The sequence below is a fragment of the Calothrix sp. 336/3 genome (assembly GCF_000734895.2).
GTDB lineage: Bacteria > Cyanobacteriota > Cyanobacteriia > Cyanobacteriales > Nostocaceae > 336-3.
Map to the genome: position 1 here is coordinate 838,022 of NZ_CP011382.1, position 23,647 is coordinate 861,668.

The 23,647-nt window shown below is 41.9% G+C and carries 19 protein-coding genes; 5 read left to right on the top strand and 14 right to left on the bottom strand.

Annotation, left to right across the window (positions count from 1 at the left end):
- Positions 1–11: 11 nt before the first annotated feature.
- The 7 genes from IJ00_RS03380 to IJ00_RS03410 all read right to left on the bottom strand — a co-directional run bounded on the left by IJ00_RS03380 (position 12) and on the right by IJ00_RS03410 (position 11,622).
- A complete protein-coding gene (locus IJ00_RS03380) occupies positions 12–2,546 on the bottom strand; it encodes a hypothetical protein (protein ID WP_052754372.1) in 2,535 nt (844 codons plus the stop codon).
- A gap of 1 nt (position 2,547) precedes the next feature.
- Positions 2,548–4,695, bottom strand: a complete 2,148-nt coding sequence (locus IJ00_RS03385; protein WP_035150052.1) for a hypothetical protein — start codon at positions 4,693–4,695, stop codon at positions 2,548–2,550.
- Positions 4,696–4,837: 142 nt separating this feature from the next.
- The gene (locus tag IJ00_RS03390) at positions 4,838–6,235 is read right to left on the bottom strand and encodes a cache domain-containing protein (protein ID WP_035150053.1); all 1,398 of its coding nucleotides are present in this window, start codon (positions 6,233–6,235) and stop codon (positions 4,838–4,840) included.
- A gap of 197 nt (positions 6,236–6,432) precedes the next feature.
- Positions 6,433–7,755, bottom strand: coding sequence for a hypothetical protein (locus tag IJ00_RS03395; protein WP_035150056.1), 1,323 nt, complete (start codon positions 7,753–7,755; stop codon positions 6,433–6,435).
- Positions 7,724–8,797 (bottom strand): phage tail protein, encoded by a 1,074-nt coding sequence (locus IJ00_RS03400; protein ID WP_046814711.1) that lies wholly within the window; start codon positions 8,795–8,797, stop codon positions 7,724–7,726. The genes IJ00_RS03395 and IJ00_RS03400 overlap by 32 nt, the downstream gene beginning before the upstream one ends.
- 154 nt (positions 8,798–8,951) lie before the next feature.
- Complete coding sequence (locus IJ00_RS03405) at positions 8,952–11,147, bottom strand: putative baseplate assembly protein (RefSeq protein ID WP_035150058.1); 2,196 nt, start codon at positions 11,145–11,147, stop codon at positions 8,952–8,954.
- A gap of 76 nt (positions 11,148–11,223) precedes the next feature.
- Complete coding sequence (locus tag IJ00_RS03410; protein ID WP_035150061.1) at positions 11,224–11,622, bottom strand: GPW/gp25 family protein; 399 nt, start codon at positions 11,620–11,622, stop codon at positions 11,224–11,226.
- Positions 11,623–12,057: 435 nt separating this feature from the next.
- Here IJ00_RS03410 and IJ00_RS29375 point away from each other — a divergent pair, with 435 nt between their 5' ends.
- The 4 genes from IJ00_RS29375 (at position 12,058) to IJ00_RS03430 (ending at position 16,103) form a co-directional block, all read left to right on the top strand.
- The gene (locus tag IJ00_RS29375) at positions 12,058–14,769 is read left to right on the top strand and encodes a DUF4157 domain-containing protein (protein ID WP_052754373.1); all 2,712 of its coding nucleotides are present in this window, start codon (positions 12,058–12,060) and stop codon (positions 14,767–14,769) included.
- Between the two features lie 39 nt (positions 14,770–14,808).
- A complete protein-coding gene (locus IJ00_RS03420) occupies positions 14,809–15,336 on the top strand; it encodes a hypothetical protein (RefSeq protein ID WP_035150063.1) in 528 nt (175 codons plus the stop codon).
- Positions 15,337–15,514: 178 nt separating this feature from the next.
- Positions 15,515–15,820 (top strand): BrnT family toxin, encoded by a 306-nt coding sequence (locus IJ00_RS03425; RefSeq protein WP_035150065.1) that lies wholly within the window; start codon positions 15,515–15,517, stop codon positions 15,818–15,820.
- Entirely contained in the window at positions 15,807–16,103 is a 297-nt protein-coding gene (locus tag IJ00_RS03430) for a hypothetical protein (protein ID WP_035150067.1), read from the top strand. The genes IJ00_RS03425 and IJ00_RS03430 overlap by 14 nt, the downstream gene beginning before the upstream one ends.
- Before the next feature lie 228 nt (positions 16,104–16,331).
- Here IJ00_RS03430 and IJ00_RS29530 read toward each other — a convergent pair whose 3' ends face one another.
- Both IJ00_RS29530 and IJ00_RS03440 read right to left on the bottom strand, forming a co-directional pair.
- A complete protein-coding gene (locus tag IJ00_RS29530; protein ID WP_339366863.1) occupies positions 16,332–16,595 on the bottom strand; it encodes a PIN domain-containing protein in 264 nt (87 codons plus the stop codon).
- Positions 16,582–16,818, bottom strand: a complete 237-nt coding sequence (locus tag IJ00_RS03440) for a type II toxin-antitoxin system Phd/YefM family antitoxin (RefSeq protein ID WP_035150069.1) — start codon at positions 16,816–16,818, stop codon at positions 16,582–16,584. Before IJ00_RS03440 ends, IJ00_RS29530 begins: the two co-directional genes overlap by 14 nt.
- A 284-nt stretch (positions 16,819–17,102) precedes the next feature.
- Here IJ00_RS03440 and IJ00_RS03445 point away from each other — a divergent pair, with 284 nt between their 5' ends.
- On the top strand, positions 17,103–18,974 hold the full coding sequence (locus IJ00_RS03445) for a hypothetical protein (RefSeq protein ID WP_035150072.1): 1,872 nt from the start codon (positions 17,103–17,105) through the stop codon (positions 18,972–18,974).
- Between the two features lie 94 nt (positions 18,975–19,068).
- Here IJ00_RS03445 and IJ00_RS03450 read toward each other — a convergent pair whose 3' ends face one another.
- From IJ00_RS03450 to IJ00_RS28700, 5 genes are all read right to left on the bottom strand, one after another.
- Positions 19,069–19,278: a Nif11-like leader peptide family natural product precursor gene (locus IJ00_RS03450; RefSeq protein WP_035150075.1), complete on the bottom strand. Its 210-nt coding sequence runs from the start codon at positions 19,276–19,278 to the stop codon at positions 19,069–19,071.
- A 40-nt stretch (positions 19,279–19,318) separates the two neighbouring features.
- Positions 19,319–21,286 (bottom strand): ATP-binding protein, encoded by a 1,968-nt coding sequence (locus tag IJ00_RS03455; protein WP_082127248.1) that lies wholly within the window; start codon positions 21,284–21,286, stop codon positions 19,319–19,321.
- Complete coding sequence (locus tag IJ00_RS03460) at positions 21,283–21,510, bottom strand: hypothetical protein (RefSeq protein ID WP_035150077.1); 228 nt, start codon at positions 21,508–21,510, stop codon at positions 21,283–21,285. The genes IJ00_RS03455 and IJ00_RS03460 overlap by 4 nt, the downstream gene beginning before the upstream one ends.
- Before the next feature lie 17 nt (positions 21,511–21,527).
- Complete coding sequence (locus IJ00_RS03465) at positions 21,528–22,799, bottom strand: DUF4255 domain-containing protein (RefSeq protein WP_035150078.1); 1,272 nt, start codon at positions 22,797–22,799, stop codon at positions 21,528–21,530.
- 675 nt (positions 22,800–23,474) lie between these two features.
- A complete protein-coding gene (locus IJ00_RS28700) occupies positions 23,475–23,627 on the bottom strand; it encodes a hypothetical protein (protein WP_168163409.1) in 153 nt (50 codons plus the stop codon).
- Positions 23,628–23,647 lie beyond the last annotated feature (20 nt).

Below are 23,647 nucleotides of genomic sequence, written 5' to 3' on the forward strand. Positions count from 1 at the left end.
CTTTCATTGACTTATGGTTCTAGCTGAGGTGGTAACTCAACGGGGGCAAGGGATGGTGGTGTTTTGGACTCAGTACCATCATCATCGCTGTCATCCTCGGTATTTGCGGCTGGTGGTGCTGCTGCGGGAGTTTGGGCAGGATTTTTCGCGGCTTCGGCTGCTTTTTGAGCTTCCGCGATCGCGCTTGCTGCGGCTTTGGCTGCTACCACTGCTGGATTCTCTGCATTGGGATCGTAGGTTTCTAAAACTAGCGATCGCATTACCTGTTGTCCATTGCTACTAGTGACTTGCAGCATCAAAGTGATATTACCTGGTTCGGGGTTGGGGGTATAAGCGAGAGAACCTTGTAAACCTACGGTTCCTGGTGCTGGCAATAAATCCACCTTACTACCCTCACTAGCATCAACTTTCCAGGATATCTGCAATGGAGTTACAGGTTTACCCTTAGTGATGGCTAAACGATGCTTTGCGGTTACAGGTTTACCATTAATTGTGAATTCGATAATTTGCGGCATCCGAGGTAAAATTTTTACAGGGTCAGATTTTTTGATATTTACCTGATTACTCACTTCCCCCTTAGGTACTGCTCGCAACTCGAAGATATAGTCACCCGGTTTGCGGATTCCAGTTTGTATATCAATACATACCAGGGGTTCCCCTTGCCGACAAAATTTCTTCAAAGATGGGGGAATACCTTGACTTAAATCGTATGTCACCAAGGGTTTAGCTTCCAAACCATCGATAGTCTTAGCAATTAATTGTAATGCTTGCAATTGTTTAGGATTGGCGATCGCCCAATTGAGACGAATTTCCCAATCCTTGACTTGTTTCTCTGGGTTTTTATCTTTGATCAGACTAGTAATATTACTGACTTCCTTGTAAATTGGTTGCATAGAACCAAAAGCCAGAATTTGCGGACTGGGAATGGGGGCGATCGCCACAGGGTTAGTTTTCAAACTGTGGGGAACCGCAGATTTAATTTGCTTGGGCAAAGTTGTGATTTCAAAAACATAGGTTCCAGGTTTGCGTGCATTGGTACGCACATTTCGACAAGTAAGTAACTGCTTTTCCTGAACACAAACAGCTGCCAAACTTGCAGGAATACCCCGACTAAAGTTATAGCTTTCTACCCGTGTCATCGGTTTACCATCGGCAGATAAACCAACAATTTTTATCTCTTGCAACTGTTGTGGATCATTGACACTAAAACCCAGATGAATAATATCGTTATTTACCGCACTGTAATTACTATCTTCTGGGTAAACTTCAAAAATTTTCGGTGATGGGGGAACTCGCAGGAAAAACCACCAAATTAGATAAGCACCCCCACCAATACCCAATAAAATCAGTAAAAAAATCGGTAAAAATTGCCACCAAGGACGGGGTTCCCAAATTAATATCCCTGGCAAATGCTTATTATTAATCGGTAATTCCTGGGTATCTTCCAGGTCTACAGTAAAATTTACTACCTTAGCTCCCCCAATTAAGGGACGCTTCCAAGCTTTTTGTGGTTTGACGAGCAAATTAACCCCGATAGTTTGCTGGGGTTGAATTAATGCTGTGGTACTGTCCAAGGTATAAAGACAAGTATCATCTTCCTCCTGGTTGTGAATTTGCAGATTCATTTGACGGGGAGTGTTCCCAGAATTGCTCAGACGAATTTGATATTCTCCAGCCCGACTACTTACCCGACTGATGAGAGTTCGCATCTCAGTTTCTAGGGCATAACGGGGTGGTACTTGTAAATATAATAAATCCAAGAGCATCAACTCTGGATTATTTTCCGAGTATAAACGCACCGTCGGGACATAATTACCAGCCAGAGCAGTTTCTGGAGGATGAATAATTAAAGAAATTTGCCCCGTTTCCCCAGGATTGAGATTTAATGCATCCCCTTGCAGTACCAAACCCATCCCTTGAAAACCTTGGGGATAGGTAATTTTATACCAACTCTTATGTAAATCAGAGCAAACGAGTCGGAATTTATCCACGCGATCGCTACGATTTTGTACCCATACCTGTAGCGCTAATGCTCCTCCTGCTGGAATCAACGCAGGTTCTGAGGAATTGGTAACGGGTTGTACAACAAAAGTCGGATCGCTACTAGCAACGGTATCTACACTCGCAGGTAGAACCTGGATAAATTGCTCATAACGAATTGGTGTTTCCTCTGGATAATCCTCCGGTGCATCCACCACCAAGGTATAACTATAATTACCCGGAAAGGCATTAACTGGTACGGAAAATTGAAAGCTGATTTCTTCACTTTGTTCTGCACCCAGGGCTAACTGTTCCCGTGCTTTTTTGCACCACTGCCGCACACCGGAAGAAACTTCTTCTATATAAACTTCAATGACAGCACTCTTTTGACCCTTATTACTTACAGCCACACTGAGAGTGAAATTAGTGCCAGCAGGTACTCCCTCTCTCCCAGAAGCACTGAGAATCACCGCCAACGGTTTGGGAACAAAAGTATTGTGAGCAGCAGAAGTTAAAGCTTGCTGTTCGGCGATGGATATGGCAGTTTCGATATGTTCACTCAACATTTTATTCACACCCTCCACTGGGTTGGGTTAATCGATGCAATCTGACTTGATAATCATCACCACCACTGGCAACCAATACCTGATTTTGAGCGCGGATAATATCAATGCTTCTCAGAGGTTTATTACCTTTGTAAATAACTTTACCTGTGGCATCATCAGTGGTACGTTTACCTTCGCGGTTTAATCCCCAGACTCTAGCTGTACCATCATCACCACCGGAGGCAAGGTAGCAACCATCACTAGATAGGGCAACACTCCGCACAGCTTCCTTACTTGCCGTCCATTGGTCTAGTAATTCACATTCCCCTCTATTATTCAGACAGGGGCTAAGGTTCCAGAGTTTGATATTACCTTGGTTGTCAGCAGTCGCCAGGAGGTTGGGTTTACTGTCAGGGCTGCCCAGGGCAAGAATGTAATCTTGTTGACCGCCAAGAGGATTTTTTACGGGTATTTGCTGATTTGTTTGCCAATCCCAGAGGGTGATTTGGTTAAATCTGCCAGCGATCGCCAGGTAATTTTGTTTCTCTCCCACCAAAGTCATCGCATTCACGGCAAAACCTACCTGTTGTTGCTGTGTAGGTTGCAAGGGTACACCTTGGGTTAAGTTCCACTGTAAAACTAAACCGCTCCCATGACCGCTAAATATAGTTTGGGAATCTTTACTAAAAGTAATATCAAATACGCGATCGTCTTTTTGATAGGCAAAAGGTATTTGGGTTGTTCTTGATAACAAATTAAATATCTGAATTTCCCCATTTTCGTATCCTACCGCCACACGGTCATTATTTACAGGACGGTAGCGAACAACACGCACAGCTTTATCACTTTTTCCCAGAATTCCTAGGGGATGAATATCAAATTTTTTGACCTGCCAGCGTCTAATTGTTTGGTCATTAGAACCACTGGTAATTTCTGTTCCCAATCCACTAAATCTAACTGTATTTACTTCCTTATTATGCTCATGTTGGAGCGTAAAAATTTGTCGAGCGACGACTAAACTTAACAATATAGTTACAGCAATATAACCAGTTTGTAACCAAATTGGGATTACAGGTAAGACTCGTAATTCCAGAGTTTGAGTATCATTTTGGACTTCAATTCTATTATCTGGGGTGATAGCTTTGACTGTAATTTCTCGTCGTCTCACCCATCCAAACCAAGGGCGTTGACGGCGGACATTTAAATTAAATTGAGTGGGGTGGGTTAAACTCAATTCAGTTCTTTCTGGAGTTAATTCCCAAATAGTCTGACGTTGACTTTGCCTTCTTAATAATTTATTCCAGAGTTTATTCCATCGTGAGGTAGCAGATTCCGGAACATGAATATCTAAGCTAACTTCTTGAGCAAGATTACTGTGGTTATGAAATTCTAACGTATATGTAGCAGTATTCCTTATTTCTTTATCAGCACTTTTTTCCGGAATTGTATATACCAAAGGATGACATTTTAAATTCAAGGAACCCTGGGGTAAAACCGTCAAATTACCAGAGACAGTTACTAAAGGTGCTTCTGGTTGCTGAACTTCAATAGTAAAAGGATATACCCGACTTGCCGCTTGACTCAATTCCGGAATTTGACATTCCCAGACTTCTCTAACTTGCTCACCAGTAGGTATCTGCAAGCGTTTTTCTGCACCTTCAGGAAACCAACTGGAATCAATACCCAAAAAGCGTAAAGTCACATTGGCAGTACGTTGGGTGAAACTTTCCAGAGAGACGGGAATTTTTATGCGATCGCCAGGATAACCGAGAAAATCCTGCGTCGGTAAATCTACGCGAGGAGCCGCAACACCAGTACCAGGAATTACTAATCTAACTACGTGGCGATTTTCCGCAGCAGCTAATTCTAAGGAAAATACCCGAATCGTTAACGTCATTAACCCCACAAATCCTGGTGTGGGAATATCAGATATTTTTACCGTAAATTGGGTGATATCTCCTGGAGGTTTTTTCGTGCAAACTTCTGGGGAAATACTATACCAATTATTATTAGCTCCAACTTTCACTCCAGCAGCTAAAACCTCAACTTGGAACGTCGCAAACTGTTCACTTTGATTCACAACAGTCACATCAAAGCTAACAGGTTCACCCCCCGGATGAAAGGTGACTTCTTTTTTAGAAACTTGGGTATTAATTAGTTCTTTAAGCATTTTAATTATATTGGGTAATGCTTGCCATGAGTGACTTGTACTCAGCGAAGTCGAGGTAAATTAAACGGGTAATATATATTTGGTTACAGGTGACAGATATTTCTCTTTTTACCTCTTCCTAAATATTCTCCATCTACTGCAATTAAACCTTATCTCTTGCTTCCCTCGATCTCAAAAGTAATGCTTGAATATTTGTATTACCAGACATTTGACTTTCTAGAGCCGCTTTTTTCACTTTTTCACTTTCATTTTTCATCTGTTCTAAGCGATTTTTAAGATTTGCTTCTCTATCTTGAACAGTATTAGCCATTTCCTGAAAGACTCTTGCTAGTTCACCCAATTCATCACCACGTTGGGCAATAATTGCCAACTTTTCTGGTTCAAAACTTTGATTTTCATCACAAATATGCTTTGCAGCTTGATTAACTTGCACAATTGGTACAACTAACCAGTTAGAAACCACTACTCCAGCAAAAATACTAAAGGCAATCGTACCAATAATGATAACGATCGCCGCATTTCTAGTCTGCTGTAAAGATTCTGTAAATGATGATTCTGGTACAGCTATCACTAACCACCAATCTAAACCATAATCATCTTTCATACGGCTAACTTTAATTAGCTGTTTTTCTCCATTCACCGGATGAAATTTAAATTTACCTACCTTGCCAATATCTTGAAAATTACCATATTTTTTTTCTAAATCTTGAGCAACTTGACTTATCAAAGGATTTTGAGTAAATTTTGTCGCCAGAATTTGCTCACCCTTATCATCAAAAACAGGCTTTTTATCAGAAGCAGCAATCAGTTTTCCTGATGGTTCAATAATAAAGATTGTCTTGGAAGATTCCTTACTCAAACCTGACAAGAAATCATTAATTTGATTCAAGAAAAAGTCAGAAGAGATAACACCAACTAGCCGCTTATTTTTATCAAAAATTGGACGTGCCCCAGATATCCTTAACTGTAAAGTATCAGATGTTTTTTTCGGAGAGACGGGAGTCCAAATCGGTTTACCTGCGGCAACTGCGGCTTTATACCAAGGACGCTTCCGAGCATCATAATCCCCCTCTCGCTTAATTTCCTTGCCCCGTTTGCCATCAGATGATACTTCATAAATGGCAGATTTTTGCTGGGTTGAGCTATCAGCCAGATTATACTGTAATACCTTACCTTCTCTCACAATTGACCTGAGTTGTCCACCTTGTTCATAACCGAACTGAATGCCATTTACATTATTGAATATTTGTGATTGTGACCAAAAGTTAATTAGTAAAGCGTCTGGTTTATCTAAGCTTAAATCTAATTGCCCTTGACTAATAGCATCAGCATTAAGTTGATTAATTAAATGAGGTCTTCTGAGTAGTACACCTAATCTTTCTCGAATTCTTTGACTTTGGGCATCCATAATTTGCTGTGAGAATTTATCTACAGCTTTTTGTCCGGTATACCAGGCAATTGCCGCTACTAACCCCACACAAGATACTAAAGGAATGAGAAAAGCAATCGGAACTGTTTTTTGGATAGAGAATGAACGCATAATTTTTTGTTGGGAAGGGGGAAGGGATTGAGAATTAATAGGTGTTAAGTAATAAGTAATGAGTATTAAGTAATAAGTTTGACCTCACCGCTATTGCCAAAAGATATAATCAAAGGAATGTAATTTTTAACTTTTTATCTCAAAAAGAGAGATATTTTAAACCTTTTTCTTCAGTCTCACGACTCACGACTCACTACCTACTGACTTAATAGAGTTAGTTGTCGTCTTTGCCAAGCAAAGTGGAGAATATTTATCCCCATTTCTTGAGCATTGCGGATAGCTTCACGGGAAAGGGATAGGGTATCTATGCTCCAGGAGGTGGAGAGGGAACCAACTACCAGTAAAATGCCACCCCAGTTAAAGATATTGATAGGTGCATTCCTAACGCTTGGTAGTTGAGCAAAGAGAAAGGGTTGCTGATGGAGGGGGTGGTTACGGGAAATAAATTCAGAGCGAGTCGCACTAATACCAACTTTCTCAGCAAATTCACGGATAGGAAGAGAAACATGATTCAGTAATTCAATGATTGCAGCTTCATTGGCAGCGAGTTCTGTTTGCAATTCCTGAAGGATGAAAGACGCTGCGGGGTTAGGGGGTAAGTTGGCGATCGCCTGCTGTAATTCTTGTCTAATCGTGCTTAATTCAGCAGTATTGGCATCCTGGGCAGAAATTTCCACCATCAACAGCGCCCCACTTTGCAAATACTGGCGCATGATATCAATTTCTGTTTCCTTCAGGGTGAGTAAATTTTGGTAATTGACATAGAGCAAATCATAATCGAGCTTGTCTAACCCTGCCGTCAAATCAACCTTCACAACTGCGGTTCCTTCCATGGGTGGGTAGAGCGATCGCACTGATTGGGCTAAATAATTTAAATTGCTCCAAGCAGTTGTGTAATCATTTTGACCTGGTGATAGATAGCCAATTCTCACTGATTCGATAGCTCGCATCTGTGCCTGTTGTCGATAACGCAAATCGATTTCATTCACAGTCGGGGCAAACACATCATCGGCGATTTTTAATTCCACATCCCCCGGTTGCAACAAAATTCGACACAACTCAATTTCCGTATTTTGGGGAACCGAAGTTTTCTCATTGATACGGAAAGTCTCACAAACAAATTGGCGATTATTCTGAAATTGCAATTTATCTGGATCTACATAGTCAATCACAATGTAAACCGTCAAAAACCCACTTTTCGGCAGTTCCGAACCAATGCGAAATACCAACGCTTCCGGTACCACAATCGGATTACCCTGAGCATCAATCGCCAATCCTGGTTGAATTTCTAACCACCGCCCATCCCGATACTCCGAGGAAACCTCCTGAGGAGCCGCAATAGTTCGCACACCCAAACCCCAAACAATTCCCGACTGATGTAAAGACTGATAATAAATATTTTGGCGCTGTCGATGGTAATCATGCGCCTGCCGCCAACCCTCAGCAGTTAACAGCAAGCCATCATTTACTTGTAATCTTTGTAACGGCTTAATTCCGGTTGGTGACAGACGTGATGACATATTCGCTACTCCGAGGCTCTATATATAATTCATAGGTACAAAAAGCTGGCTTCTCTTGCTCAATCACATTTCTGACGAGCAACTCATCAATTTCACTCCCATATTCTGGATGCAAGCGTACAGTAAAATGAAACGGTCGCCCTCCACCAATAATTGCATCTTCACCCAATTTGGCTTGTCCAAATACCAAACCCCGACTAAAGGATTCTGTAATGCAGATATGTTTATCTACCTCATTCCCCATCTCTTCATCCAGAGGTAAGCCCGTTGCCAAATGCAAATATAAACGTAATCCCCGACGTGTTCCTCGCCAGCGATAAATCTCCATCGCCTTCTTAATTAAAAGACGTTGCTGTGCTTCACTTAGCTGTACAGTTGGTTGCCAAGCTACCCACTGCGCCAAAAACGGCAACATCCCAGAAGGAGCAGTCAAAGGATCCAGATATGCCCACAAACTATCCAAAGTATGAACACAAGGTTCAAAACTCTGCTCAAATACCTTCAGGAAGCGCCCCACAAAATCCACTTCCCGATAAATCATCGGTAGGAAATTGAGATATAAACTATGGGGACGAATATTTAGGTGAAATTTCACCTCTTCTATATGTTGTACCCCTGTGTTTGCTTCCTGCCAATGCACAGACAAACGCACATCATAATCTAACTTCAGTCGCTCCCCCTTCCCCACAGCCGTATATCGCTCAAAGAAATCCGCAGCTATCTGGAAATACAGCACCGCTTCCATTTGCTGCCCAGGCAACACCTGGGAACCTTCCATTCCCACCTGACACCATTCCTGGGGAAAATCTCCCTGCACCTGCAAATTTAAACCTAGGGGACGCGCTCCCATATTTTTCACCTGCACCACCATCTCACTCGGCTCTCCGGGGCGCAACAGTAAATTTCGCTTCAGACTCGTACCATCAGTACTAGCCATTTTCACCCAATTTGCAGCTGGTTGCTGTCCGGAAGCAGTCGGAACCGCTTCTGGGATTTGCATTGGCGTGAGTTGGAGACTAATTAGTTGCTGGGATTGCTTCATGGCAGAGAGGAAGGGGGAAGGGAGTAGGGAGTAGGGAGTAGGGAGCTAGTAGTCTGTCAGATTTGAATTGGGGGACTAGGGGGATTAGGGGGACTAGGGGGACTAGGGGGATTAGGGGGAGATATCCCTCAAATTATTACCCATCACCCATTACCTAAATCAAAGTAATTGTGTGACTGGAACGAAGTTGATTGTCTGCCCAGGAGCAAATAAGCCCTTGGGGGGTGGGGTTGACAATACCACCAGGGGCAAGGGAGCGGAACCAAGAGGAACCTTCTTTGCGTAGTTCAAATAACAAAATCGTGCCCAGGTAGCGCACACCTTCTGTTTTCTGGAACAAACTGATAATGTCCGAGGGATAAACACAGGCTCCAAATTCCCATCCCGTACCGTTGACTCCTCCGGTGAGGGGGTTAAGGAAGTGATAGAGGGAAACCTGTAACTTTTGCAGAACAGATTGCTGTGCTTGGCGGTTGCTGTATTCGGGGTATAATCCCACCTCTGCTTGTACGGCAACACCGACATATTCCGGTTCTTGCAAACGCACTTCCACACCGAGTAACCGTCGCTCATCTAGGTAGTTGAGGAGTTGGGTTTTCAGGGAAAGATTGAGGGCGAATTGTTGGGGATTAATACCTTCACCATAGAAAATACTGTCCGTATTCGCTTGGGGAACAATCAGTAAATCCACAACTCCCCTACTGGTTTCGTTGTTGGAGCGGGGTGGACAATAGGCACGGGCGATCGCCCCTTTACCTCCTTGTAAAGCTAGGGTTTCAAAGTCTTCGGGGGTGACAGCGCGATCGCGGGTTCGCAGTATCCGAGGTACACGCATCACAGCTTCGTCTAGGGTTTCGGCATCGGCTCCATTTCTCGCGGGCACATGATTTGTCACCTTTTCAACGTACGGAATGGCGGTTTTGGGTGTTTCCAGGGTATGGGCTTGGACGTTACCCTTACGCCCTCCTCCGGTGCGATACAGCGCCATGCGAATTTGGGAACCCCTGGGAGGAATTGCGCCATATTGTCGTTCCATGCGTTGCACTTCTGCGACTTGTTCCTGTACCTGGAGAGATGTTGCACCATTGACCTGTATCTTTGCCCGTAATTGCGTATCCTCACGGATTTGGTTCGACTGACGAATCACAAACCCAAACTGAACTTCTCCGGTTTGGTCATCAATTATGTAGTGTCGGTCTTGCTCCTGGGAATCCGCAAAATCACTTACCTCTTGCCAGATTTCCGGCAGTCCTCCGGGAGGCAGAACAATTAGATGTTCACCCTGACGACGGGGTAAAATGGAGCCGTTTTGCAATTGAAATTTTTGCCCTGGTGTACCATCGCTGATTCCCAAAACTTCATCGGCAACCAAGGTACATTGACTCGCTGCCACGGTTCCACCAATGGCTTTCACTCCCATCCCTGATAATTGGGGCGATCGCAAATAACCTGATTGTATTCCCGATGGCAATGTATAAGTACAGCGCAACCATCTCCCTTGATAGGCAGCAAAATAACTATTGGGGAAAGTTTGCGGTAGGTGTAACACCACATCCCCCTCTGCCAGGGTATTTACTCCTTGCCCACTCTCGTTGAAGCTGAAACCTTTGCTACTATCATCTGCTTCCTGTAACAGTACTGTCACCCAATCCTCACCATCCCAAGCTTCCCAACGTCGGGGTGGATTGTCGGGATTAATACCCGTAGCTGTTGCGGTTTCCCCCTGAAGTTTCACCGCAATCACGTTCCCTTCCAGGGGTTGATCGGGACTGAGAACCACGTAAAAACAATTACCTGGTTGGGGTTGCTCCTCAAAAATCGATTGCTTTCTCCCTTCCCATATGCCATCACCATTTTTGCTCCAGGTGTTGGTTAGGCGATCGCGCAGTAACTGGGGAATATGTTCTGCTGTCTGCGCTGTCAAAAAATGGGTAATTTCTGGGCAAGCAATCACCAAATCTCGATCTGTACTAAAAACGATGGCTTCTTCTTTTTCTGTGCGGAGCGTTGCTACTTCTACTCCTGCGGAAATTACGTAGGCGTTAGAGTGAGGGGCACTCAAATAAAAGGTTAATTCAGTTTGTGCCGGTGCGGGTGGTTGCAACCGAATACCTAACATTTCTAAAAACGTCACATAATTCCGTCGCGGAACTTGGTTAAACCGCATCATCATCTGATCAGTTAACCAAGCAAATAATTCCACCATTGTCATCCCCGGATCGCCAGGGTTAAAGTTTGTCCACTCTGGACAATAACGGGGAATTCGCAACACACACTCTTCCACTAAATCTTGAAAAGTGCGATCGTCTAAATCTGACTTGGGTAACTTCGACAGAAAGTTAAAATCCATGGTTTTGAGTCATCAGACTTGGGAAGGGTTTATTTGCGTCTAATGGGAAGGAAGAAAGGCTATTTGTCAATCTCCATCACCCATTTAAATAAAATGGATAGACTAAACTACGTTGTTCATGACTATCTGTGGGGTGATATTCGATGATGATGTCAATGCGATCGCGCACCGGATCTGCCTCAGTACGTATTGCATCTATAACTATTCGTGGCTCCCATTTGCTTAATGCTTCTTGGGTATATAACTTTGCCAACAGCAATGTCTGGGTATTCATCGGTGCAAAGACTAACTCTCCCAAACGGGAACCAAAATCTGGTCGATAAACCCGTTCTCCAAAATGTGTCCGTAGGATAACTAACATCGACTCCTCAATATTGGGTACTTGAGGACTCAATCTCAGATTTCCCTGGAGATTTACTTGCAGTGGAAATGCTAATCCTTGACCGAGATGATTGCTGCTGTTGGCTTCTAACATAGGTAATTTACCTGAATTTCAGGATACTTATCAGTATTATCAATGACATCTAAATTTGCTGAATAGCTGGATGTTTGACGCTTTGCGTATTGCTCTCCGTGAAGTCATCGCATTATTACCGATTTTTAAATAACAATCTTACACAGTGTTTTCAGTAACCGCAAATTATTTACAGTGACTAAAAATACTTTTTTACACTAAAACTAATTTTTATTTTTCCTTCTATATCAAGCTTGTTACGTATTGCTACCGTATTAATACTGATTAAAAATATATTTTTAAAGTGATGTCTACAAAAATACTGTAAATACACGTAGAAAAATATCAGACACTCGATTGATAAAAAATAGTTAATAGTACTGGCCTGTAAAAACCCTTAGGCTATGCCAAACTGTAATGGTTATATTTTTAACTTCTAAAATTAATTAATAATTTATGTCTGAACAGCAAAGACTACAAAAAAATGCTGATCGTACAGAAACCGCTACAGCTAGTACGTCAGAATATTTACAAACACGACCCTTTGCAGCTACTCAAGCAAATGCCACTGCTCCATCAACAACAGGCAATAAGCTGAGTTACAGTTTTGGCAACCTATCCCTACAAACCTCTAGTACAGTTCCCATACAGGCAAAGCTAACCATCGGGCAACCTGGGGACAAATATGAGCAAGAAGCCGATCGCGTAGCAGCAGATGTGGTACAGCGCATAAATCAACCCCAAACAATGTCTCCCAAGCATAAAGAGACAGTACAACGTGTGGAAGCACCAGAAGAGGAAGAACTCCAAATGAAACCTTTGGTAAATTCCATCCAACGTGTGGAAGTACCAGAGGAAGAAGAATTGCAAATGAAACCTCTGCTGCAACGTCGTGGAGCTGTTGATGGAGGACAAACATCAACCGATTTAGAATCAGCTATTAATAGTGCTAGGGGCGGTGGACAAGCATTAGACCCAGCTTTGCAACGGTCGATGGGGCAGGCGATGGGGGCAGATTTTAGTGGGGTAAAGGTTCATACTGATTCGCAGTCTGACCAGTTAAACAGATCTATTCAGGCAAAGGCGTTTACGACAGGTCAGGATGTATTCTTTCGTCAGGGGGCGTATGAGCCGAGCAGTCGAGGTGGGCAAGAACTGATTGCCCATGAACTAACTCATGTTGTGCAGCAAGGAGGCACATCTGTAAAGACGAACAAACCTGTTCAAAGAAAGCTTACAAAGAAGTCAACTCAGTCAGAATCACAACAGTTCCCCATTACTAATACTCAATCCATTTCATTGCAAGCAGCTTTTGAGCCTGCATATGTTAATGACACAGCCCAATTACATAATATAGGTTCATCAGATGAGGATACAGGAACTGTCAAAGGTGGAAAAAAATTAAAAGCTGGTGATGAAATCGAAGCAGATGAAAGTGATTCAAAGGCTAGTGGAGAATGGGTTGGCGCTAAAGCTGGCGGTAAGACAGGCTATATTCGCAAAAGTAAAATTGTTTTCAAAAGGGTATTAACAAATCCTATTGATCCAGATTTTGATGGTAATGCAACGGGTAATATAGAGAGCGTTCAAGAGCCGACAGACAAATTTGGTGGAGGGTTCGATGCAATAGCAGGTGGACTAGAAGTAAACTCACTCAAGAGCAACCAAAATGGTAAGCTCAATGATATTGATGGTAGCAAAAATACCACGACTTTTGATGCTAAGTCAGGTTTAGATATTGTTTCAGGAACTGGTGATGCTCTAACTGGTTTATTTGGCATGGCTGGCAATGCGCTCAAGATTAGCCGAGATAAAACTGCTTGGGAAAATCTTGAGGCAGGTTATGGTTTTGTGGAGTCTTTAGGTAAAAGTACATCTGGGGCAACAAAAATTGTTGATTCGATCGCCAAAGCAAGTGGGGCTAAAGATGGAGTGGGTGAGTCTGATGTCGCAGGAAAAATTACAGGGGCGATCGCAGATGGTTTGAGCGGAGTCAAAAATGCGGCAATGGGAGTAATTGGTATTTATAAATTATTCAAATCTCAAAGCGATGAAAAAGGCAAAGATGCATTAGTTACCTTTAAAGCACTTGTTGAAGCCGCTGGCAGTGCAGCTAAAGTCGCAAAAAATGCATTTGACATTATTGGTAACGGCATCCCGATGTCCATTATCTATACAGTCCCTGCACTGGGTATAGCCGTATCAGCAATTAACTTGTTGATACGGCTATGGGATGCCATTAAAGCTGGCAATACCAAGAGTGATATGCTGGGAGCAGCAGATCCTCTAAGGCTAGACATCGCTTCTACATTAGGAGAGGGATTACCTAATGAAGACAACGTTGATAACTCCAAAATTTTTGATAAAGATAGACGTGGCACTTTCCCAGCTTACAAGACATACTTCCGCACTAAGAAACCAGTCCGAGAAGCAATTAAAGGAATAGCTACTTTTGCTCAAACTCAATTAGGATCAGTTGAAGTAGAGGATCAGAATTTACAATCTTCATATATTGGTCCAAAGACTAAGGACGAAACGGAACAACCAACAAAAGATGGTCATGCAGCAATCAAGAATCATATTGATTCAACGGCTTTAGATGGAGGAATAAAAGACAAGCTCAAAACTTTAATGGGACAGCCGAAAACAGTTGATGAACTCCGTGAAACGACAGTTAAGTCTCTTGCAGAAGTTGATCAAAAGATTGATACATACGAGTATGTTGACAAAATGTCTGAGATTAATCAGAAGCGTCAAGTTGGTGGATGGACTGACGTGATTTTAGAATTAGTCAGTATGGCTGGAGATATTGTGACTATTGCAGTGGGGGCAACTGGTATTGGGGCTGCTATTGGACAGGGTGTTAAAGCTGCTTCAGCAGGGTATAAGGTTGTGCATGGTAGTGCTAAGTTTGTCCAAAAGTTATATCGCAATCGAGGTAATGGCTCTGACAATAAATCTAGTATGAATAAACATAAAGAATATGCAGAACATGCTAGATTCGTTTATCAGCAAGTATCAACTCTCACTCCAGGGGATACTGTAAGAGAAAAGCAATTGGAAAAATATATCCGTGCAACTGGAGTAAATTATGGCATGTGGCTTGCAGTGAAACATAATCCACAAACTCAAGTAGAAATGCTTGTTGAGGCGATGAAACAGCGTTGATACATTGGGAAGATTTGGGAATAAACTTAGAGAATCACCATGAGTAATTTTATTAATCAAGCAAAAGACTTATTTGAACTTCAACAACTTGAGGCAGCGATTAAAGCAGAATTGGATTTGGATTGTCAGATCTTAGAGCGTTCAGTTGATACTCCTATTGATACCCTAGTTGTCAATATAGAAACAGATAGTCTGGGGCGATCGCGTATTGTTAGTATCATGTTTATTCCCCTTGATGATTCTGACGTTGAGACACTAAAGCTTTTGCAGTTTTACTGTGAAACCCCCATTTCTGTTGAATCTTCTTCAAACCGTGCGATTGTTGCAGAGTTATTAGCAGCTATTAATCTCAAAATTCCCATTGGCGCATTTTGTTTAAATGATCAGCATACAGTAACATTCAAATATGTTAATGCCCTAGGAAAGTTTAAAACGATTGATTTGGAAGAGTTTTTGGAAACTTTTTTATTATGGATGTTCGCACTTGATTCAATGAGTAGCTTAATTGAGTCAGTAGCTCAAGGAGAACAAAGTTTAGAATTGGCAATCAAGTTTTTGAATGAGTAAATCCTGTTAGAGCTATCAGAGATTGTGTAGTCGATCCAATTAACCTAATTTTTAGGATGTAACATTTTTAAATTGGCAACAGGCGATCGCCCAAATCGAAGGGTAATACAAAATACTGGCGATCGCTCATAGGAATACTACAAAATACTGGCGATCGCCCTGGTGATAAAATGAAGGTATGGATATTGTTTACCGCCTACAAGGTGTTGAATTTGAGTGGGATAGCAACAAAGCGCAAAGCAATATTGAAAAACATGGTGTTACCTTTGAAGAAGCCACAGAGGTTTTCTTTGACCCCTTCTACCAAACTGGCGATGCAAACCCTATCAATGCTTCTAGCACCAAACTACGCACTTTTATTATTGGGTATTCCCTTGAACAACGTCTGTTGCTTGTAGTTTATGTAGAACGTGGATTACGAACCCGCATTATTTCTGCTCGTCTTGCAACTCGTACAGAGAGAAAACTTTATGAACAATCCTGAAGAGGAATTTATATTACAAGTCCACCCACGTCCAAATGAAACAGTATCCCTAGAAATACCCAAAGATACTTTAGAATCTCTGAAAAAAATAGCAGACAGTCGAGATATGTCAAGGGATGCATTACTGAAATTTTATATTGGGCAAGGTTTACGCCAAGATGTCGCTAAGTTATTTTCTAACCGTGTGCTAGAGGCTACTGCTCAAGTTCTGGCAAAGCATATTCAATCAGAAGCAGAAATTTCAGATATTCTCCAAGAAATTCGCTCTCAAACTAATTTTTAGTCCGATGGGAAAATAAGACCAACATGAATTCAACAGCGATCGCTCGTTTAGGATGGTTAATGTGCAGCGATCGCAACTCCTAGACTAAAAAGAAGTATAAGATGCAGACTTTCAATCGTACCATTTTGCATACAGATAATTATTCAGAATATTTTGGTCTTTGCTCAGTAATATATTGTTGTTTAACAGAGCATTTACCGTGATAATTCGGTCAAAAGGGTCACGAGTTCAAGTAAGCATTAAACTCATGGTAATAATATCATGAAAGTTTTTGTTACATATCTTTAAATCAATCTGCTCGGACAAATTAGAAATAATCACATCCGGTTCAGATGTAATACGTTTTATCTCATATAAATACTGCAACTCTAGTCGAATAATTGCCGATATATAAACTTCATTGTCATTAATTAAAGTTTTAGCAATATCAGTTAATTTATCTGTCAAACCAGAATATAGCCATACTACTACATGAGTATCAAGATAAATCAATATTAAGCTCCTGTTCCCAACTAATATTCACTAAATCATCTGGATTTCCTGGAATAACATCAGGTTTAAAAGTCAAATTTTTCAGTTTATCTTTCTTTTCTACAGGAACAATTTTTAACAACTTGCCATTTTTGCTAATTTCTAATGGGATACCTGTTTCTAGAACCTCATCCAGTAGACGATCGATATTATTACTCAATTCCGTAAGTGTAACCTTCTTCATTGTGTTCCTTAAAGATTCACATTGCCTTATGAGTGTAGATATCATAGCAAAATTCTTTCTTAACCCTGAAATTCTAGAAGTCCTGAGCAGGGCGATCGCCACAATAGAAACATAAGGCAAAGCACTGGCGATCGCTCCTATGGATAGGACAAAATATCGGCGATCGCTCAAATCGCCTTAATTTATCAACCCGTGATTATACTGATTTTGTATTGCTTTATGTGTAAATAAAACACTCAATGCCAAAATAGAATGGTTATGGAGTTATCAACATATTTAGCAATATGCCAAAGCAATTACAGAAAAAAACTACTGAATCTCCAGCAAATCAAGCTCCTGAATCTACAAGCCATTTACAAACTCGACCCTTCGCTGATTCAATCACACAAACAGCCTCTGGAGTAGTTAGTAATGTTGGGCACAACTTCGGTAATATTGGGGTGCAAGCTTCCAGTAAGGAAGTAATACAGGCAAAAGGAGGCAAGGATGATGAATCAGTCGCGTCAGGAAGCGCTCCGGAAGCAGTTGCACAAGTAGATTTAAACCAACTGGCAAAGGATAACCCCCTGAGCTTTTTGAACAACCAATGTCAAGGTAAATGGGAAGAAGCTCGTCAATACTACCGTCAAGAAAAAATCACTAAGGAGACAATGCTATTCTTGGTTGATTTTCGAGGGCAAATGGTTGGAGATAAATCAAAATTAGTTCAGGAAGTTGTCGCTCAAACATCAGAGTATGTCAAAGCTAAAAATCAAAATTTAGAAAAGCAAAATGGCTTGGAAGCTGGTTCACTAGGAGAGCCAAAACCAGTTAAATTTAGCGCTCCAGGTAGTCAATCTCCGACTTCTGATATTGATTACAATCTCAAGGGAGATGGCACAGAATTTGCAGTGAAAATATTTAACCAGCTATTTAAACAGCAATTTGGCTATGAAGCTGGAACTTTCTTTGATGTGAATGTTTATTCAAAAGATTTTCTTCCTGACGTATTTAGCCCCGGGAATGATGTTGGTGTCAAAAAAAGTACTGCTAAGAAAAATCAAGAATTAATTGATAATTTCAATGACCCAGAAAAACAAAAAAATCTCTCGCCACAGGAAAAGGAAAAAGCTGAAAAATTAAAAAGCCAACAAGGAACAGAGAAAGATCCAACCAAAGTTAGAGCTGGAAAAGGAGCGAAAGAATTTGAACTACAAAGTGGCTTTGATGCTATGGATGTCATTGGACAAGAGATTTATTCTCTCGTAAAAATGCAAATGTATATGAGTATTGAAGAGTGGCAAGCCTATAGAATAAATGCCGTTGACGGATTAGGAGCAGAATCTCCCATCAAAAAAGAAATGGAAGAAAAATTTGACTATGCTGAAATGAAATATCGGAAATATCTAGAAACTATTGTCAAAGGAATAGATAAGAGTATTCCTCAAGATGAATTAAAAAAACTGAGTATTGCTCAACTCAAACAGAAGCGAGAAGAAGCAGAACATAAAGAATTTGATAAAACCTTGGCTGCCCATAACCGAGCTTACGAAGAAAAATTACTAGAAATAGAAGAATTACGTAATGAAATTAAAGTTATCAATGCTCAAATTTTGCAAAATCCCAAGAATGTTGAACAATTACAAGCACAAGCACAAATGCTGGCGCAAACTGTCAAAGCAATGATAAATGAATCATTAACCTATGCCAATGAAGCATATTTAACTGAAGGTGGTGTAGCTCACGTTGTGGGTACCAAACAAATTAAGGCAAATCTGACTTTTTCTGCCGATCAATATGTGCAAGCTTTTAATGAAAATATTGGTGATGCTTTTAAAGAACTGACTCGCCATGAAACTGATGGACATGGATATGCTGCGGTGAAAGCAGGTAAATATATTCATCGAGCAGCTAACGAAGCAAAACATTATGGACAACAGGCAAATGAGGATGTACAAAAGTTAGATCCCGATAGAAAAATGAATAAGTTAGGGAAAGAATTAGAATCTGTGAAGAATGCAGGAAAAGCTAGTGAAGCTAATGACACTGGCTTGCAAATTGTGAAAAAAATCTTGAATGTTGATCAGCCGAAAACTGACGATGTAAAACAAGAATTACAAGGTTTTGCTAAACGAGTTACTCAGAGTTATAACCTCAAAAAGCACAACCAAGAATAGCTATGATATTTACTTAATACAATAAGTTAAAGAGAGAGTAAAAAGTTGATAGTTACCCTCTCTTTTTATTCCGATAATTATAAATAGTAAAAATCTAAATACCAGGAATTTCTGACAACTCACATTCATACTCTTCCACAACAAAACCTGTGGCTTTTTGATACTCCTCTAAGGAAAAGTTGTAGCCATATTCCTGTGCCATTTTCACAAAATCTTCCACAGTCGGTGCTGTATTTAACTCCTCGCGGAGATTGGGGTTAACTTGTACGCTGCGGAATAATCTAGTTACTTCTTGAACTGCCATAATTTACTCCTTGTTTGTAAATATTTTTTATGACATTTGTCTAGGAAGAAATCCACCCTTTCACCTCTACATCCGTCAGGGGACGTTCCATTTTCATGTATTCGCTCTGGGCAGCTTGTAAAATATGTTCCATGCGAATGGGTTGCCCTGCTTGGGCGGCGATGAAGGCAGAATTCAGGGCAATGTTACGAATATTACCCCCTGCGACTTGCAACTTAGCGAGTTTATTGGGATCTAAACCCTCGGTGGGTGTATGGGAGGGGAACGATCGCCGCCAAATTTCTGCTCGTTGGGTGACATCGGGGAAGGGAAACTGGATGATAAACCGGATACGTCTGAGAAAGGCTTGATCGATGGAGTTTTTCAGGTTGGTGGTGAGAATCGATAGCCCTGGATAGGCTTCCATCCGTTGTAGTAGGTAGGCAACTTCCATATTGGCATAGCGATCGCGGGAGTCTTTGACTTCGGAACGCTTCCCAAAAATGGCATCTGCCTCATCAAATAGGAGAATCACTCCACCAGCTTCTGCCGCATCAAATACTCGTGCCAGATTTTTCTCAGTTTCCCCAATATATTTACTGACAATAGCACTTAAGTCAATGCGGTATAAATCTAATCGCATTTCCCGCGCCAGTACCTCGGCTGCCATGGTTTTTCCTGTACCACTTGCCCCAGCGAACAAAGCACTAATACCTAGTCCTCGTTGGCTTTTGCCCCCAAAACCCCAAGTTTGGTACACCTTAGTACGTTGTTGCAATTGGGCGGCGGCATCCCGTAAGACGTTTTTTTCCCGTTCTGGTAATACCAAGTCATCCCAATCAGCCGTTGAATCCATACGTTGGGCTAGCTCATCTAAGCGGGGGCGCGCTTGGGTGCGGCAAATTTCCCAAAGGTGGAAGGAAGAACTGTCAGATTGTAGCTTGGCTTGGGCTTTGAGGCTGGCGGCGCGGATGGCAACGGGGGTGAGGTTAAAGTGGGAAACTAGTAATTCTACCTGTTCTTCTTGGTGAGAAATACTGCAACCAATATCATTTAAGGCTTGATGCCATAGCAGACGCTGTTCCTCTGAGGTGGGACTATGGACATCAAAGGCAATCAGAGAACGATGTTTTTGCGGGTAGCGTTCACTACTGATGATAATTACAGGAGCATTCACACTGTCAAGAAATTGGGCGATCGCCATCTGTTGTTTAGCATCTAAGCTTCCTGGGTTGTCGCACTCCAAAACTAATCCCACACGATTGAGAGCAAATTCCCTCTCCCAGAGACATTTCACCAAGTTTAAATTGGCTGTATCACTGGGTAGGGATTCCACCGTCATTCTGTAGGGTGTGAAGTTAAGTTTCTGGTAACAAGCAGTGGCGATCGCCCTTTCTTCGCTACCATAATGACCACACAGCTGGAGAATTGGCAATAATTCCTCCTGCTCAGATGTGAAACTCCAGGTTTTCACCAATTCCTCAACGATTTGGCGATGGGATGGTACAAGTTCCCTAGTTTTCATGGGTGTGGCAATCGCAGCTAATCTGGGATCTAAATGAGCTACACCAGCCAGGTAATGCAAAATCGATTCATCAATTCGCAAAATACTACTAGTTAGGGCATTTCCCTCACCAATTTCGAGTAAATGCCAACGTCTTAAAGCTCCCTGGGGGGCGATCGCTCCCCACTCTGGTTGTGGTAACACAGCCAATGCCAAGCTAAAAGTTGGATAGTTTTGTTGGGGATTACCTGTGATTTCCGTATACAGGGAAGCAAAACGAGAATCTAATTCCACACCCGCACATAGGAGCAAAATATCTCGCTCAAAATCCGAGAGTCGCAAATTTTCACACAAACAGTCTAGGGATGGGGGTAAGGAGTCAAAAACAGCGAAATTTCTCTGACTTTCTCCCCCGACACTTCCCTCCCTACCGGTGTGCGACTCCAGCAAGGAATATAAACGCTGTAATTCCCCCACCAAATATTGTTGGTTTGCCCATTGCCACTCACTACTGGGTGTAATCACTTCTCTGACTCAGCAATTAAATCCTGTAAATAACTTTGTGCTTCCTGGGGTGAGAGTAACATCACCTCACCTTGACGTAAAATTTCATACCTGCCACCATGAAAACCATGACCAGCAATTAGTCCCATCGCAACTGCACGATTCCCTAATTCTGTCAAGAGATTGGTGCTAATCATTTCGCCCTGTTCTGCAATTTGTTGTCTTAGCATTTCTTCAGCATCCATAGTTGTGTGTTAAGGGGTCAATCGATACTCACCCTGGGCGAATGGAACCAGCCATAGGTGGGGCTAACTGTATCGTTATCCATCGTCAGCAGACTTTCTGCACCATCGATTTGTAAGCGCAGCAGGTATTCCGTGGGTTTGACTGCGGTGAGGGTGAAGTCAATGGTATCAACGTCAGAGTTGCGGGGGTTCGCTTCAAATTGATACCCCACTGTTTCCGTAGTAGACCATTCATTCATTATCAAGATGGCACGTTGTTTTTTGCCAACTACTACATCCACCTGCACTGATAGGGTGAGCGATCGCACTTCTTCCCCCAATCCCTGCAACTCAGTCACAGTAAATGTTTTGATGGTAGGACGCAGCACAAAGGGAGCAACATTCGATTCCACTGGGCGTTGCCCACGGTTTACTGTTGCGTCACCGATGGGAATACGATGTACTACCTGTAAACCTTGGACACCTGCGCGCAAAAAATCAATCGGGAGGTGAGCGAGGGAAAGGGAAATTAAGTTATCCGTGACTTGGGAGGGAGAAAGCTCAAATCCAGCAATTTTCACGAGAGTCTCATGACTAGCCAGATGTTGTCCGCGAATCGATAAACTACTATCAGCCAAAATTGGCTCTAGTTTACCGAGACTAGAAACCACTTGCTCGACTGTCGGACGTTGAGGGAAGGGAACCGCACCACCAATTTGCCGATTGGCTACTGGGAGCGATCGCCGCAATGATTCTTCCCCATCAATCATCATGACTGTAACTTTATATACTAAAGATAACAGGTATGGGGCTTGGAAAAATACTGACCAAACTTTAGATAGATTATCCAAGCTCATATCCACAGGGACTATCGCCAGATGCTGTATCTGCTGTGCCAAATTAGAATCTGCCAAAAATCGATAGGTTGGATCGCGGATAGCTTCCTCAATTAACTCCGGTGTAATTGTCGAGCGATCGTTAAAGGTGCGTGTCACACTCCCCAGTAATCTTTGGGGTTCTAGCTCCGTATCATTGCCGTAAAAACTGATAATGTAATACAAGTCTAAAGCTGTTTGTCGCTTGATAGGTGTGCCCTTGGAACGGAAATTAGACGTATCCGCATTATTCAGAGCCGGATTTCGCGCTACCTGGTACATATATAAATTTATACCCGTTTCCGGTGTTCCGTTACCAATATTTCGTGGTTGCACCGTTGTGACACGAACACCATCAATGTCAGATTGAACAGCAGCTTGCAAGATTCTCTGTAAAATTGCTGTCACCGTAGCAACAGCTAAATAATTACTCACGTACAGTTATTTTACTTAGATAAAAAGCTTTATATGTGTTCATTGTTGACAAATGCAAAATCAGCATTTATTGCCATTCCACTGTAACTAAGCAATTGATGATTGTCTATGGCTACCCTACCATTTTTACAACTCGGTAAAAACTTTATATTTGCCTGACTTGCACCTAGGTAAGTAGCCTCAAAGTTCTGTTTTTCCGGGCAATTACCTCAGTTAAAACCTGTAAATTCCGATTCATCACAACCATTAATTCAGTAATTTGCCAGGTATTAGAAAAAATTATGTAGCAAAATCTCGTAAATAACTGGCGGTTTAAAAAAAACTGTGCCATTTTGTACTAGGTATCACATAGATCAGGTCACAAAATTCAAACACCTAAGTAGTGATGGGAAAGCTTTACGAAGAGAAAATCATCACCTATGTGCTGACTATTTCAAGTAATTGATGGAAAACACTATTTACAGTTAATTGACTAAATATTTACCCATAGCCGAGATGCGTTCTGTATTTTTACAGATGCAGATATCTGCATTCTTGGCAAATCTAATCAGTAAATATTGACCTTATCTACCTCCCAAATCAAGCCAGAGTAAGTATTAAATACAAGCCAAACCCTTGTCAGAGTCCTAATTAGAATATTTTTCCTGTCTGTATCTGTTGATTTTGATTGCAGCATCACCCCAGACAGCTCCCACTGGAGCGATCGCCGCAGGCGGCTCCTACTGAAGCATCGCCCATCAAAGTCTCTATGTCACCGACTCCAAAATATTCATGCACAAGGTTGACAGTCTTGACTTCTCTCACATTGGCTTTATTCGGCGAAATCAACTATTTCAGCTAATCAACAA